The 15,960-nt window shown below is 48.8% G+C and carries 8 protein-coding genes; 5 read left to right on the forward strand and 3 right to left on the reverse strand.

Going from position 1 to position 15,960, the window contains the following annotated elements:
• Positions 1–112 precede the first annotated feature (112 nt).
• Together ACQY6I_RS03375 and ACQY6I_RS03380 are read right to left on the reverse strand one after the other, a co-directional pair.
• Complete coding sequence (locus ACQY6I_RS03375; protein ID WP_428240060.1) at positions 113–3,349, reverse strand: efflux RND transporter permease subunit; 3,237 nt, start codon at positions 3,347–3,349, stop codon at positions 113–115.
• Positions 3,346–4,359, reverse strand: a complete 1,014-nt coding sequence (locus ACQY6I_RS03380; RefSeq protein WP_428240061.1) for an efflux RND transporter periplasmic adaptor subunit — start codon at positions 4,357–4,359, stop codon at positions 3,346–3,348. The genes ACQY6I_RS03375 and ACQY6I_RS03380 overlap by 4 nt, the downstream gene beginning before the upstream one ends.
• 302 nt (positions 4,360–4,661) lie before the next feature.
• Here ACQY6I_RS03380 and ACQY6I_RS03385 point away from each other — a divergent pair, with 302 nt between their 5' ends.
• The 3 genes from ACQY6I_RS03385 to ACQY6I_RS03395 all read left to right on the forward strand — a co-directional run bounded on the left by ACQY6I_RS03385 (position 4,662) and on the right by ACQY6I_RS03395 (position 11,716).
• Positions 4,662–7,841 carry a glycoside hydrolase family 3 protein gene (locus ACQY6I_RS03385; protein WP_428240062.1) on the forward strand — a complete coding sequence of 1,060 codons (3,180 nt, stop codon included), beginning with the start codon at positions 4,662–4,664 and terminating at the stop codon, positions 7,839–7,841.
• A gap of 594 nt (positions 7,842–8,435) precedes the next feature.
• Complete coding sequence (locus tag ACQY6I_RS03390; RefSeq protein ID WP_428240063.1) at positions 8,436–10,790, forward strand: aminotransferase class I/II-fold pyridoxal phosphate-dependent enzyme; 2,355 nt, start codon at positions 8,436–8,438, stop codon at positions 10,788–10,790.
• Positions 10,791–10,948: 158 nt separating this feature from the next.
• On the forward strand, positions 10,949–11,716 hold the full coding sequence (locus ACQY6I_RS03395) for a helix-turn-helix domain-containing protein (protein WP_428240064.1): 768 nt from the start codon (positions 10,949–10,951) through the stop codon (positions 11,714–11,716).
• A gap of 4 nt (positions 11,717–11,720) precedes the next feature.
• Here ACQY6I_RS03395 and ACQY6I_RS03400 read toward each other — a convergent pair whose 3' ends face one another.
• On the reverse strand, positions 11,721–13,031 hold the full coding sequence (locus ACQY6I_RS03400; protein WP_428240065.1) for an aromatic ring-hydroxylating oxygenase subunit alpha: 1,311 nt from the start codon (positions 13,029–13,031) through the stop codon (positions 11,721–11,723).
• A 989-nt stretch (positions 13,032–14,020) separates the two neighbouring features.
• Here ACQY6I_RS03400 and ACQY6I_RS03405 point away from each other — a divergent pair.
• Together ACQY6I_RS03405 and ACQY6I_RS03410 are read left to right on the forward strand one after the other, a co-directional pair.
• The gene (locus ACQY6I_RS03405; RefSeq protein ID WP_428240066.1) at positions 14,021–15,091 is read left to right on the forward strand and encodes an ABC transporter substrate-binding protein; all 1,071 of its coding nucleotides are present in this window, start codon (positions 14,021–14,023) and stop codon (positions 15,089–15,091) included.
• Positions 15,078–15,947 carry a hypothetical protein gene (locus ACQY6I_RS03410; protein ID WP_428240067.1) on the forward strand — a complete coding sequence of 290 codons (870 nt, stop codon included), beginning with the start codon at positions 15,078–15,080 and terminating at the stop codon, positions 15,945–15,947. The genes ACQY6I_RS03405 and ACQY6I_RS03410 overlap by 14 nt, the downstream gene beginning before the upstream one ends.
• Positions 15,948–15,960: the final 13 nt, after the last annotated feature.

A 15,960-nucleotide genomic window follows, 5' to 3' on the forward strand; every position in this document is an offset into this window, starting at 1 on the left:
TCCTTTTTTGATAAATAAGGGCAGCATATAAAATGACTACTCCAAAGCCGATGCATCTATGGCCCCGGAGTTGTAACCGGTCGGATGACGACTCACCCGACCGGTTGGAAAATCAATCGCTTTCCCCCAGAATTTTCCCGACACGGTTACGCATAAGGGCGTAATACATGACGGGAATGACCACCAGCGTCAATAAGGTTGAAACCAAAATCCCAAAGATCAGTGATACAGCCAGGCCACTGAAAATCGGATCATCAAGAATAAAGAATGCTCCGAGCATGGCTGCCATACCGGTCAGTACAATAGGTTTCGCCCGTACTGCACCAGAACGGATCACCGCTTCTTCGAATTCAATACCTTCACGAACCTGTTGATTGATAAAGTCCACCAGCAAAATCGAGTTGCGCACAATAATCCCTGCCAACGCGATCATGCCAATCATTGAAGTAGCAGTAAACTGGGCACCGAGCAGCGCATGACCCGGCATAACGCCGATAATCGTCAGCGGAATGGGAGCCATGATAATTAACGGTACCGAATACGAACGGAACTGAGCGACCACCAGCAGGTAGATCAGAATCAGACCGACTGAGTATGCCAGTCCCATATCCCGGAAAGTTTCGTAGGTAACCTGCCACTCGCCATCCCACTTCAAACTGTATTCGTAGGGATTTTCCGGTGGATTGATCAGGTACTGTTTGAGACCTTGACCGTTATCAAAGATTTTGTCGCCAAGGGCCAGAAAGATCTCCGCCATACCATACAAAGGGCTGTCCAGCTCGCCAGCCATATCACCGGTTACAAAGACCACTGGCAACATGTCTTTGTGATAGATGGCATTTTCCCGGGTTGTGGGCTGTACGGTGATCAGATCACTGAGCGGCACCAACTGACCATTCTGACTACGAACTCTGAGCGCCAGTACCGACTTCATATCCGCTTTATCAGCTACGGGATACTCCACTCTGATCGGTACCGGATATTTAAAGCTGGGGCTGTGTAAATAGCTCACATCCTCGCCCGACAGCACTGCCGCCATTGCCGCAACAATGGATTGTTGATTCACTCCCAGTTGCGCGGCTTTCTGTTGATCGATCCGGGCAATCAGCTTGGGTTGCGCAGCCTCGACACTGTCGTCAACATCCACAATATCCGGAGTTTCGGTAAACATCCGCTCAACTTCACGAGCCACCTGAATCTGTCCGTCATAATCCAGCCCATATACCTCTGCCACCAGAGGTGACATCACCGGTGGTCCGGGAGGCACTTCCACCACTTTCACATTGGCATCATAAGCCCGGCCGATCTTCTGCAACGGACCTCGTATTGACAACGCAATTTCATGACTTTTGCGATCACGGTGATGTTTACCAACCAGATTAACCTGTAAGTCCGCCACATGAGAGCCCTCACGCAGATAGTACTGCCGCACCAGCCCATTGAAGTTGATGGGCGATGCCAGTCCCACATAAGCCTGATAATCGGTCACCTCAGGTACAGTGGCAATAAAGTTACCCAACTCCATCATGACTTGCGCAGTCCGTTCCGCACTGGTGCCTTCCGGCATATCAACAATGACCTGAAATTCTGATTTGTTGTCGAACGGCAGCATCTTAAGAACCACCAGTTTGACCACCGCCAGACTCACTGACGCTGCAATCAAAACCAGAATACTGACGCCCAGCAACCAGCGCTTCGGACGCCCGCGATTACCCTGTAAAAACACCCCAACGGTATTCTTGAACAACCGGTACAACCAGGTTTCCTGATACTCGCCTACGGCACTATGATGATGCTTCATACGTTTGAACATCACGTGCGACAGCCAGGGCGTAAAAATAAAGGCGACCCCCAGCGAAATGATCATACCGATGGAAGCATTGATTGGAATCGGACTCATATATGGCCCCATCAACCCAGTCACAAATGCCATCGGTAACAATGCGGCAATAACTGTAAATGTGGCCAGAATCGTCGGACCGCCGACCTCATCTACTGCGGCAGGAATGGCCTCAATCAGACTCTTATCCTCCATTTGCATGTGCCGATGGATATTCTCAACCACCACGATGGCATCATCGACCAGAATCCCAATCGAGAAAATCAGTGCAAACAGTGACACCCGGTTCAGGGTGAACCCCCAAGCCCAGGACGCAAACAGCGTAATCGCCAGGGTAATGACCACTGCCATGCCGACGATAAACGCTTCACGCCAGCCCAGCGCAAAAAACACCAGAACCACAACCGATGCGGTTGCGAAAATCAGTTTGGAAATGAGTTTCTGTGCCTTGTCATTGGCGGTTGCACCGTAGTTCCGGGTTACCGTTGCGTGCACGCCATCGGGTACGAACACACCTTTAAGCTGTTCGAAACGTTCAATGACGTTTTCTGCAATGTTCACCGCATTGGTACCCGGCTGTTTGGCAATTGCAACTGTCACAGATGGCTGGGTTCCTTTCATGCCAGCCGCATGGCCAGTGGCAGAAGGGCCCGCGCCAAACCAGGAATAGGTTTCCGGTTGGTCAGCACCACGAACAACCTCAGCGACATCCTGCAGATACACCGGCTTACCGTTGGCAACACCAACCACCAACGACTTCACTTCATCGATATTGCTTAAAAAGGCACCAGCCTGAACCAGTATCTCCTGATTATCATCCACCAGTGATCCCGCCGGAACGGTGGCATTGGAGACCTGTAACGCAGTGCGCAGATCGCTGACTGCAATGCCGTATCCTGCCAACCTGGCCGGGTCGAGCAATACGTGCACCACTGAATCCGGGCCACCAAGGGTATATACATCACGGGTTCCCTTAACCCGCTTCAACTCCAGCTCAATGGCGTGAGCCACCTGCTGCAGGTCGTAGGCACCTATTTCCGGGTTATCGCTCCACAACGTTAGCGATACGATTGGGACATCATCAATACCTTTGGGTTTGATAATGGGTTGCGCCAAATTCAGATCCGTCGGTAGCCAGTCAAGCTTGGAATAGATCGCATTGTAGAGCCGCAGAATCGCAGCGGTACGGTCCTGTCCCACCTCATATTGGACGGTCAATACCACCTGGCCAGGGTTGGAGATCGAATAAACATGCTTGACCCCTTCAATCTCGGACAATATCTGCTCTGCCGGAGCAGCCACCAAGTGCTCAGCTTCTTTGGCCGAAGCGCCAGGATAGGCAATGAAAATGTTGGCGAAGGTGACATTGATCTGCGGTTCTTCCTCCCGTGGAGTGATCAGTACCGCAAACAATCCGAGTAGAAAACCGACCAGGGCCAATAACGGTGTGATCTCCGTAGTCAGAAAGCGCCGGGCAATTCCACCAGATACTCCTAGTTTTCGGTTCATAATGCCGGATTCCCCTGTTGTTTCAGATAGATTCCGGCCGCAATCGGATCTGCTGCCACCTGTTCACCAGCCTGAAGGCCCGCCAGTACTTCGGTATGACCGTCATCCAGTTCATGACCGCTGCGAATCTGACGCAGAGTAACCTGGCCCTGATCATTGATGACGTATACTGCAGTGACCTCAGAACGGTGTACCACCGCCGACGTGGGTACCAGCAGACGCTCTTCTTCACCAATTACAAACGCCACTTTGGTATACATGCCGGGATAGATCCCTTCCTGTCCGACAGGCAGATCCACCCGTACCCGGAATGTGTGGGTGGCCGGATCGGCATAAGGGCTGAAAGTCAGCTTAACACCCGGAATACTTTGGTTTTTACCATCAGTAATAATCACCCTGGCTCTGCCTAATTGCCGTACTTCATCAATATAGCGTTGTGGCACATTCGCCACAGCCCGCAGCCGCTCCAAGGAAATACCTGTCATCAACCCCTGGCCGATACTGGCCATTTCTCCAACCTCGACCAAACGTTCCACCACGATACCGCTGTAGGGAGCCCTGACAACCGTATGCTCAAGTTGTTCTTTGGCTTGTTCGAGAGTCGCCCGGGCCGCTTTGAAATTAGCTTCAGCGCTGTCCAGTTGCGATTTGGACGCAAGCTTACGCTTAAATACATCTTGGATACGATTGTAATTGGCCTCGGCCTCAACATATCGAGCCTGGGCAGACTTTAGGGTCGACTGCTGCTCGGTATCGCGGAAACGGACAATGACGGAGCCTTTGTTAACGTAGTCATCCACATCAACATTGACTTCAATAATCCTTCCAGATACCTGGGCTGAAACGGTAGCCTGCTGAATGGCTTCTACCACGGCATCAGCCTTTTCTTCCCGAACCACACTCTGCTTAACAGCCGTCACCACCGGGAAAGGCAACTGCTCCCCGGCCTGGGTCCATAACGCCAGCATGGAAATGGCCAGCGCCACCGCCGAGGTTTTGATCAAGTACATAGTTATTCCTCCAAAGAGATATTGAGGTACCTCTTTCACCATAGTTCAATTTATTATATTAGAAATATCTAATTTAACTGGCGCAAGTATGGAGGGTAATGCGCTTGCGATCAAGGGGACCACCTAAAAAAGCCTGAAACCGGTCACCGCTGAAAATCGTTATTTACTGACCAAAACTCCAGGAAACTTTAGCATTCCTCTGATTATGGCGATCCTGCCTGCGATAATAACAATCGAGCCAGTCATATTGTCCTCCAACAAGTTGGGAAGTACTGACAGGCTCTTATAAATAAGGAGACAAGATGACCAAATTCACTCCGCTATTGGTAGCAAGTGCACTAGCACTCACGTCAGGGTGCAACGACAATTCCAATGACCCGGACACTCCCAGCAGCCCAGACACCAACAACGACATGGTCTACCGAACCGACTATCAAGACTGGCCTGAAATCACCAGCGCCATTCCTCTTGATCCGGCGATCGAAGCGCAGATCGATACGCTAATCATGAACATGACACTGGCTGAAAAAGTCGGCCAGATGGTGCAACCTGAAATCAAACAGGCTTCGCCACAGGACGTCATAGACTACCACCTCGGCTCTGTCCTCAACGGTGGTGGTTCCTGGCCTAACAACGACAAAAACGCGAGCGCGGCGGACTGGCTGGCGCTGGCTGACAGTTATTGGGAAGCATCGATGAATACCGATGACGGCAAAGCCGCTATTCCATTGATCTGGGGTACCGATGCCGTCCATGGGCACAGCAATGTTATGGGGACTGTTCTGTTTCCACATAATATCGGTCTTGGCGCCACGCGCGATCCGGCATTGATCAAACGGATCGGCCAGGCCACCGCCCGCCAGGTGACAGCAACGGGTATCGATTGGACGTTCGCGCCAACGCTGGCCGTTGTCCGTGATGACCGCTGGGGTCGCAGTTACGAAGGTTACTCTGAAGATGGTGAAATCGTCTTCAATTATGCCGGTGCCATGGTCGAAGGTTTACAGGGTAATTTCGGTGACGATCATGTGCTGGCGACAGCCAAACACTATATCGGTGATGGTGGTACTGATCAGGGTGATGACCAGGGTGATAACCTTAGCAACGAGCAGGATCTGATCAATATTCACGGTCAGGGTTACTATTCCGCTTTGAGCGCCGGCGCACAAACCGTCATGGCGTCATTCAACAGCTGGAATGGTGAAAAACTGCATGGCCACGAATATCTGCTAAACACCGTCCTGAAAGGCAAAATGCACTTTGATGGTTTCATCGTGTCGGATTGGAATGGCGTCGGTCAGGTAACCGGTTGCACTAACAGCCACTGCCCACAGGCCGTCAATGCTGGCATAGACATGATCATGGTACCGGATGACTGGAAAGCTTTGATCACCAATACCATACAGGATGTCAACGATGGTGCCATCGCCATGAGTCGGATCGACGACGCAGTGCGGCGGATTTTGCGGGTGAAATTCCGTGCTGGTCTGTTCACCAAAACCAAGCCTTCTGAGCGTCAGGGCGCTGGTGACGATAACAATCTTCACACCGACGATATGCGGGCACTGGCACGTGAGGCGGTACGCAAATCCCTGGTATTGCTGAAAAATAATGCGGACACTCTCCCGCTTTCTAAAGATGCCCGTATTCTGGTGACCGGTAAAACTGCCGACAACATGATGAATCAAACCGGAGGCTGGTCGCTGAGCTGGCAGGGCACTGGTAACACAAACAGTGACTTCCCTTATGGCGATACTATCCTGGATGGCATCAATAACGCTATTTCCGGCACTGGCGAAGTGACTTACAGCCGAGATGGTTCTGCTGCCAATGAAAACTATGACGTGATCATCGCCGTGATCGGTGAAACTCCCTATGCCGAAGGTAATGGCGATATTGGCAAGTTTTCCACTCTGTCATTTGGCAGTGCCTACCCGGCCGATGCCAAACTGCTGGACACTCTGAGCAGCAACGCCCCCAGCGTCCCGGTAGTCACCGTTTATGTTGGCGGCCGACCATTGTGGATGAATCCGGAACTGAATAAATCCTCTGCATTTGTTGCGGCCTGGCTTCCTGGAACAGAAGGTGCTGGTGTAGCTGATGTGCTGTTTGGTGATTATCCATTCACCGGCAAGCTGTCTTTCAGCTGGCCCGCCACAGACTGCCAGACGACTGTAAACCGTAACGATGGCCAGACCCCGCTGTTTGCCTATGGCTTTGGCCTCAGCACCAGTGACGACGGATCTCTCTCAACACTGTCTGAAGAGACTTCCAACCAGGGATGTGGCGCCGGCGATAACTCCTCTGCTGGAACCACGGAAGTACCACTGGAACTATTCAGCAATGGCAACACCGCTACTGACTATGCACTGCGCATTGGTGGTCCCTCCAACTGGAGCGGCACCGAGGTGGATATCGATCCATCTGCCACCTCGACCCTGCCAGATAACGAAATTACCGTCAAAACCATTGATGGCAGTGTTCAGTTCAGCGCCAAAAATCTTGTCTGGAACGATATTGCACAAATCTACATTCAATCCACCGATGCCAATACCACCCGGGACCTGGCTGCCTACAGCAATTCCGAGACCAGCATCAGCTTCCGTGTACGGGTTCATGAGGCTCCCGCCGAAAGCGTGGAGGCTGTCAATCTGAGTGCTCATTGTGTTTACCCCTGTGTTGGCGAAATTAACATTGCCGGACTGCTGCGCAGCCTGCCGCTGGACACTTGGCAGGACATTAAAATCCCGCTGGCCTGTCTGACCAATACCGGGCTGGATATCACCAGCGTGAATACACCATTCCTGCTGTACAGCTCCGGCGCAATGAACATTGATATCGAGAATATCGGCTGGCAGCCATGGACGGAAGACGAGGCTCTGGATTGCGGTACCCTGCAACCACCGGTTCAGGCTCCGACCATCAGCAGCACGACATCCGTTTATAGTAATGGCATAGACGACAGCACCCTGTTCAAGCAACCAGCCAAATGGGCGGCCAATACCGATACCTGGGAAGAAACGCCGGACTTCATTACATTGGATACGGCTTATAACGAGGGTGGCAATACAGTCATTGATGCGCAGTATGGCAATGCAGCAGACCACAAAGGCATTGTGATCCTCGGTACAGTTAAAGATACAGATTTGTCACAATTGCCTGCCGGCAGCTACATCAGCTTTGATCTGAATGTGATCAGTCTTGGCGAAAGCAACGGGCTGACCGCTAAGATGGTTTGTAACTCTGATCCTGATAATTGTCGCTCAGGTGATCTGGACATCACCACTCTGACCGATGAATACAGCGGCGCAATTCCATTGCAGCAGTGGTATACCTATCACATTATTCTGGACAATTATGCGGACCTGGATAAAAGCAAAATCACTACCGTGCTGGAACTACTGCCAAACTGGGCGGATAGTCATAATAATGTCCATTTTCAGCTAGATAACGTCAAAATCGTGGCAAATAACGCTCCTTAAAACGCGAAACCCACATTACAGTCTGACAATTGCGGTTCATGTACGTGAGCCGCTTTTTTTGTCTTAAAAAAAACGACCGACTCATACTAAGGGAGGATACAGTCATTACTCTGCTTGTCACGACCTTCCCCTATACTAGCTCTCTTATCAGGCAGGCTTCATCATAGATGGTGTGCCCGCGCAGATTTCATTTAAACAGCGGTTGTAAGAGGAAATCATCAACGGGACTGTGAGCACTGTTTTTTTTGAACCTGCTGAATCTCAGGTATTCAGGGCAAAAGAGCGCCAAATGGACATGCCGTATGAACGATTGCCTGGAGTCTAGACAGCGAGCTCTCAAAAACAGTTATGGGAAACAACAATAACGGGAACAGGCGAGCAATGAATGCCAATCCCACCAACCCCCATTAATCACACTCTCAAACAACTTGAACTGATCTCGAAAACAGACTGTGCCCTGCACAATAGACAACGCATCAACCTGACGTCTCAGTGGTCCGGAATGCAGTGTTAAAACAGGCGAGTCTCTTCGGAACAGGGATCAATTGATGGCAACTTTTATAGCCGGGTATCGTCTCGGGTGGTGTAGTGACTATGGCAGTACAACAAACTATTGATCAAACCGATCAAATTCTCACTTTAACAGACAATGATTTATCCCCGGAAAACTCGTTTCACAACGACGCCTTCTCCTCTCAGATTAATTCTCCGGTTCACTTTAATCGCAGCACTTATCTCGGGCTAGATCATGATCCCCGCATCCTGTATGCCATGAGCCACCTGCAGTCCAATGCACGGTTACGTGAAGCATGTGAACCCAATTCATTGTTCCACCGATGGTTTGATCGTCCCTGCCTGCTGCTACCAACAGTAAGCCTGGCACATATTTATGCGTTACCCGGCCTGACCCGACCCGGTGACCTGGTTGTCCTGGACCACCATGTGAACGAAGGCATCCGCAGTGCCTGCCAGATCCTCAGTGGCCGGGGCCTCCAAGTCGACATGATTCGCCACCACGATCTGGAGCAATTGGAACAACTCATCAAACACCACCGCCAAAGCAAAGGACGGATCTGGTACTGTGTTGACGGCATTTGTCCGCTCTATGGCACCCCCGCACCGATCGAAGCGCTGTATCAACTCATGGATCGATACCCTGATTTTTATCTATACACCGATGACAGTTATGGTCTGAGCTGGTGTGGTGTCCAAGGTAAAGGCAGCGTTCGCGGAAACTATCCGCATCACCGGCAACTGATCCTGACAGCCAGCCTGAGCAAAGGTTTTGGCTGCGCCGGAGGTCTGCTGGTATTACCAGATGATGTCATTGGTTCTGATCTTCAGCTTCAGGATGATGACTTATTGTCCTCGATATCAGTGCTTGCACCCGTCGTTGCCGCTATCAGCAAGAGCGTGGAGCTGCACTTATCAACCGAGCTGGAAAGCCTCCGAATCGCATTGAAAGAACGGGTGGATTATTGCCTCAAACTGATGAAAACCTATCAGCTGCCTGACCTGTCGTATCCTGATGCACCGATTTTTCATGTTGTCACTGGAGAAATGAACGCCGCAACTGAACTACAGAATCAGCTCCAGGATGTCGGCTTTATGGTTGACACCTGCGGTTACCCGAAAGTTCCTCACAGTCACACGGGTATTCGATTCGAATTAACAAACCACCACAGTTTCGACGATATCGACAATTTATTACACGCAATAAACCGCTTTTATCCTGGAGCGCTGGCATACGGTAAAGCCGATAGCCAGACAATTACGAGCATCTGTAAACAGCCTGCGCTATCAAAAGAACATACTTTGACCCAGTCAAAGTACTCGATTCGAACACCTCTGCAACTGCAAATTCATACCAGCATTCATGATGTGATTGAGGACTGGGAACACCAAACTTCCTTCAAAGGCTACATCGGTGTAAAAAACCTTCAGCTCATGGAACAGATATTTGCCGTTCATAATATGGAACAGGTGGATCACAATCACTGGCTCTTTAAATACATCACCATTCGCGACCAACATGGTGATATTGTACTCATGACCTTATTGACCGTGGCAGACATCAAAACCGACATGTTCCTGCAACCGGAACTCTCGGCACTCGCCGACCGTCGCCGTTACCAGCATCCGGATCAATTCATCAGCCGGGCAATAATGCTTGGTACGCCCATGAATGAAGGCATGCACCTGTATATCAACCAGCAGCATGCATACTATCAACAAGCACTGGAACAATTCCTGGCACTGGCTAAAAAGCTGCAACACGAATACCTTGCAGACCTGCTGATTCTGAAAGCATTTTCAACCGACTCTCCACTGGCTGAATATATTGCAGCGAATGGTTTTATGACTGTTGCTCTGCCAGAAGATCATTATCTGGATAACACTGTAGAGTTTGGCAGCGATACTTTTCTACGCAACTTAAAAAAAGATTACCGTCGACATTGGAAAAACAAAGTCCTGCCATTCATTGACCATTACACTGTTCACAATGTCCAGACCATCGACGAACAGACCCTCGATCATTTTTACCAGATGTACCTCAACCACCAGCAGGGAGCCGCTGAAATTGCCACATTCTCGTTGCCACGAAAACTATTATCCGAATCGGTGAATCAGGGATACTGGCATTGTCAGGAGTTGAAGTTTGACGGCATCAGCGTTGCCTGCATGTTTTTCTTCATTGATAAGGAAGAGCTATTCTTTATGGTACTCGGGACTGACAGTGACTATAAAAAACACGGCGTATATCGCGCATGTCTTTATTATGCAGGCCTGTTTGCCCAGCAGCAGGGACTGAAAAGAGTTAACTACGGCCTCACCGCTTCTTTGGAAAAACGCAGAATCGGCGCGACAGCCAGACCGCTGTCGGCGTTGTTACGTATCGCCGACAACTACAACATCGACGCATTGCAACACTTATCCTTGGGGCGTTGAGTTTTTTTGCGTACCAGTTCGATAAAGCAATCTTTCGGGATTGCTTAACAAGTATTTTTCAGGCAAATTTGATCAGATACGGATATTTACAATAACAATAATTAACGAATGCATTATCCAATACAATTCGTTATCAACAGAACGGTCTGATCAACATTATGAACCATGTGAAGTCGTTATTGGCTCTCATGCCATTTCAAACCTTTGGTCAGCGATACAACTCACGGATCATTCGTCAGGGGCGGGAAGAGCTGGAACTGGTGCTCGACGGACAGGCGGGCTACCTGATCAATGGACGGTATTTTACCGTCCGTGCGGGTAACTTAATCTGGCACCACAGCGGCGACCAAACCATCTTCAGCAATGCCAGAGGAGACGACTACGAATGCCTGGTACTGGCATTTGAGGTTGAGCCAAATATCGCTTCTGCCCGCCCTAGAATCAGTGACTGGAACAGCCTGATCAGCCCTCGACAATTCTGTGAGGATGCCTTGAATTATCTGTATAATCACCCAAAACCCGGGCTGGACTTTTGCCGGTATCTCTACAGCAGCTGCTGTGTCCACACCATCCCGATGAGTCACTCTCAGGACCAGAATGAGCGGGTACTGCAAAAAGCCCTTGCATTTATTGCCGGCAATTATTCCTCAAACATCACGATAGAAAGTATCGCCCGGAAAGCTCATGTCAGTCCTTCACATCTGCATGGTCTGTTTCGCGACCGCCTGCATATGACGCCTTACGAATCTCTGAGCCAATATCGCATGGAACGGGCGGTAGAACTGCTACTACGCGGCACCCCCATCAAACAGGTGGTGGATGCCTGCGGTTTTGGCAGCGAGAGCGGTTTTATTCGTGCATTCAAAAAGCGCTATGGCGTTCCACCAGGCGCTTATCGAAAAGAACTGGCAGCAACCGGAAACTGACTGGTTACCCCTGCACCACTTCAAGATTGCCGGTCTGATCCTGGTCCATACTGGATGACTGCATGTTGGCCATCACTTGTTCACTGTACCAATTCAAAAAGTTAATCACTCCAAACTCATAGGTCTCAGAATAAGGTCCCGGTTCATAACCAATGGAATTAATGCCCAGTTGGTTTTGTTCTGCCAGTACTCTGTCCTGATCATTGGTCGCATCCCAAACCAGTCGTAAACGAGCAGGATCATAATCCACCCCTTCAACGGCGTCCTTATGAACCAGCCATTTGGTGGTCACCAGGGTTTGTTGAGCGGAAACCGGTAATACGCGAAACACAATGGCATGATCACTCTGCATATGATTCCAGGAATTAGGCAAATGAAGAATGCGCATTGATCCGAGTTCCTGGTTTTTGATTCTACCCATCAACCGGCTGCAACCACGACTGCCATCCAATGTCATAACTTTGGTGCCTTGTTTCAAAGGCATACGAACAATCCGGTTGCGCAAACCATGTTCGACATGATGATGTGGAATACTCTCGGCATCCCAGGCGGCAGCCTGCTGGGCGTAATGATCCAGGAACGCCTGAGACGCCCTTGGGTCGGTGGTATCGTCCCATTCCAGCAAGGTATTCAGCAACTCAGGATGTGATCCGGCGCAGTGATAGCATTCCCGGTTGTTTTCAATGACCAGCTTCCAGTTGGCGTTTTCCATAATGGTCGTTTCTACCGCAACCTTGGTGTTCTCCATGTCATAAGGTTCCATGTAGCTCGCCAGAGACGTCAAAAAAGGCTCAATATCCGGCGCGACAGTCCTGGCCAGTGAAATAAAGATAAAGCCACCTGCCGTTCGGCAATGGACTTTTTTCAAACCATGCAACTTGGTGTCAAAGTTCTTACCCATTTCACTACCGGCATACAGCAGATTGCCTTTTAAATCATAGGTCCATTGATGATAAGGACATACAAGATTTGCAACCTTGCCACGATGCTGGGTACAGATTCTGGAACCACGATGTCGACAAACATTATGGTAAGCCTGTACACCACCTTCTCCGTCACGTACGATCAAAACCGGATTCTGACCAATCTCAATGGTAAAATAGTCACCCTTGGCAGGAATCTCACAGGTCATACCGGCAAACAACCACTCCTTGTGAAAAATCTCTTCCATATCCACACGAAACAGGTTGGGATCATTATACAAAGCCTGAGGTAAGGAGTAGTTTTTCACCCGCTGCTGCAGTAACCGATACATTTCCTCGCGGGAATGCTGGTAATCCTGATAATGAACATTCAAAAAATCATTTTCGTTCATCGTAAACGTCCTCAATGGCTTTGATGAAACAAGGGACTCCAGTGTTGTCTTGAATAAAGTTGCGCTGGACGGGATTAATGGATATCTCAGCGGCGATACTCTCCCAAGAAATCACTGCCAGGTTGTCTATTTGCGACTTTGACAAAGCCATTTGCGCCGCACACCATATTCGCAGGATCTCCGCCCATCACCAGTAGGTCACTCCCACCGCTTAAGCGCCTGCCAACTCTTGGCCGGACACCCCCATTCACCAGATATCCCGCGCCCGCGGTTTTGGCATTGTTTGCTAAACAGGCAAAATGTCTGTCGTCTCTTTAGCTCCAGACGAGTCAACCCAACTTGCCACAAGACCCAAAGAAAGTAGCCGGGATTCCCCATAAAACATATTTTGTATTGAAATATGAAACAGTCCTCCCAAACAGTTAGCATCGATATTATCCAAAATAACCAAACCACAGTTTGTAGATTTCACAGACCGAAAAAGAAAGTACTCTCCCTACAACATTGTCGATTTAAGATAAATTCAGCCATGAGGTTTGACTCTGGATAAGAACTCGATGATCAACCTGTCCAATTATTGTGTACCGCATCACTCAGGCTTATCAAACGGTCAGCTTTCCAGTGCTCGTAGATAATTTTTGCAAGTTTCTTTAATTTTTTATAGTTCTTTAGTATGAAAGACAAACCTGTCATTTTTTAATCTTCTCAGCTTTTTGAAAACCATAAAAACCCTATTTTCAGGTCATCTGAAATCATCAAAATTTTTTTATTAAACGGCAATATCAACACTTTCAAATAAAAATCTGAAAAATTCTAAAATACCTGATTTATATACAGATAATAATTTCCATCCACTTCTTTAGACACTTCATTTGAATATCCACCAAAAATCCGCTCATTAACAAAAATCAATGCTTTCAGTACTATCGCCAAACTGAAAATTCCTTTTTAAAAGTCCATGAGTCACTCAAATGCGAAGAAACCACCTTATGTCCTTATTGTTATTTACCATGCTTTCATCCGCAGTATACAGTCTGGAAAATTCACCTAAGATCGGCGTTATGATGGGTAGTCGTGACATCAACTCCGGTGATGTCAGTTCTATTGGCAAAATGTGTATCGTTCAGGCGATCAAAGATCGTACAGGTGTTGATTTTCAGGTATATGAAAACCACCGCAGCCAAATGGAATCGGCCCTGGCTGCACAAAAAATGGTATCAGATGGTGTCGACCTAGCACTTTTGCCTGTCAGATCTGACGAAGCCTCAGCTGCGATCAAAATACTGGAAAACGCTAGAATTCCTTACCTTACCAGTGCCACTAGTGACTCGGTTATTTCATCCTCAAAAGATGGCTTATCCATATTTCCACGCAACAGTGACCAGGCCGAGACCATGGCAAACTATTATTTCGAACACTTCGAAGGTCGATCATTGTCGGTGGTTATCGATGAAAGCAGCCTTTACTCTAAGCAGCTGTCTGATCAGTTTATCGGTAATATTCATGCGCATGATTCGACACTGGTCATAAATGAATATCGTATTGTTGGTGATTCTTTGCCGCAATTACCAAACATGTCTGGTCATGTGGTATTTGCCGCGATCTATAATCCCAAAATTGCATTATTGTTTCGCCGTATGCGGGAGGATGGCAATGTTACCATTCTGGGAACCGATTCTGTTGGTGCACATCGTGAATTTTTACGCATTGTCGGTACGGATACAGACAATAACGAAACAAAGATTATTTTTCTGAAAAACTGGAACAACCGGGCAACCGGTCCTTATGCCGATGACTTTAAAACACTGGTTGATCAAAGTTGTGCTCGCCGGTTAAAAGAAGCTGATTTTGGCACGGCGTTCAGTTATGACATTGCCAGCCTGGCGGCTGAATGGGCTTTATCTGATCATTCTCTATCACCATTACAAGCGTTCCGGCATAGTCAGAGAGTATCCATATTCGACGGCCAGCCATTTGCCTTTTCTGACCTGGGTTATCGAAAAGCGGGTTATGTATTCTATCAATACTCAAAAGGTGATCATGCTATTGAACTACCGTAAACCTGCGATTCTGGTAGTGAGCATTCTTTGCCTCGCCGGGCTGTTTTCAAGCATTCTGATGAACAAGCTACAGCCACCACCAGATACCCGAATATTTCTGAACAATATGGTGTCATCATATACCTTTCAGGATGATGTGTATCTGTTGAATCTGCCTGCGCTGAAAAACCGTCTGACGGCATGGGTCTCACACTTATATGACATCAATCAGCAGCCGATCTGTCTGTCAGCACAGTTTATCACGCTGGTCGACGACCCTGCTCTGGCGGTATCGGTCTGTTCACCCGGAACAACATTATCGGAACTGGCAAAACACGCACATGGTAGTGGTGCAATCGATATGCTACTGGGGGAACGCAAACTGGGCACCATCGAATGGCTAACCGGAAGAAACCCGGACTTTCACTTATTGAGTTTGTTGCTGTTATGTTTCACCCTGTCAGGAACCCTGATTGCCACTCTTGGTTATTCACTGTTTTCCACCAACGCAACACCTCAGGCAGAACAATCCGTATTGCCCATCGATACTCTGCGCCCGCTTTATCGCATCATGAGCAGCAATCGTCGAACCATGGCCTTTCATGACAACTGGGTTTATGGAGAACGTGCGCATCCGTATATCAATTTTATCAACCTGGATGGTTCCAGACTGAGACTACGAGCCTCTTTGAGCGATGTCGCAGCGTTGTTTCCGGGAACGCGATATATCAATCGCCGGGCGATCATTAACACCGCGACAGGTGTACATCAGATTCAAGACCAGAAAGTTATCTTGAAAATTAAAACAGGGGATCTTGAGTACGACATTGATCCCCAATATCAAGAGCTGCTCTGCAGTCCGTTGCAACTGGTTTAAAGACAGTTAGTCG

Origin of the sequence: Gynuella sp. (genome assembly GCF_050297175.1) — a bacterium.
Taxonomy (GTDB): domain Bacteria; phylum Pseudomonadota; class Gammaproteobacteria; order Pseudomonadales; family Natronospirillaceae; genus Gynuella.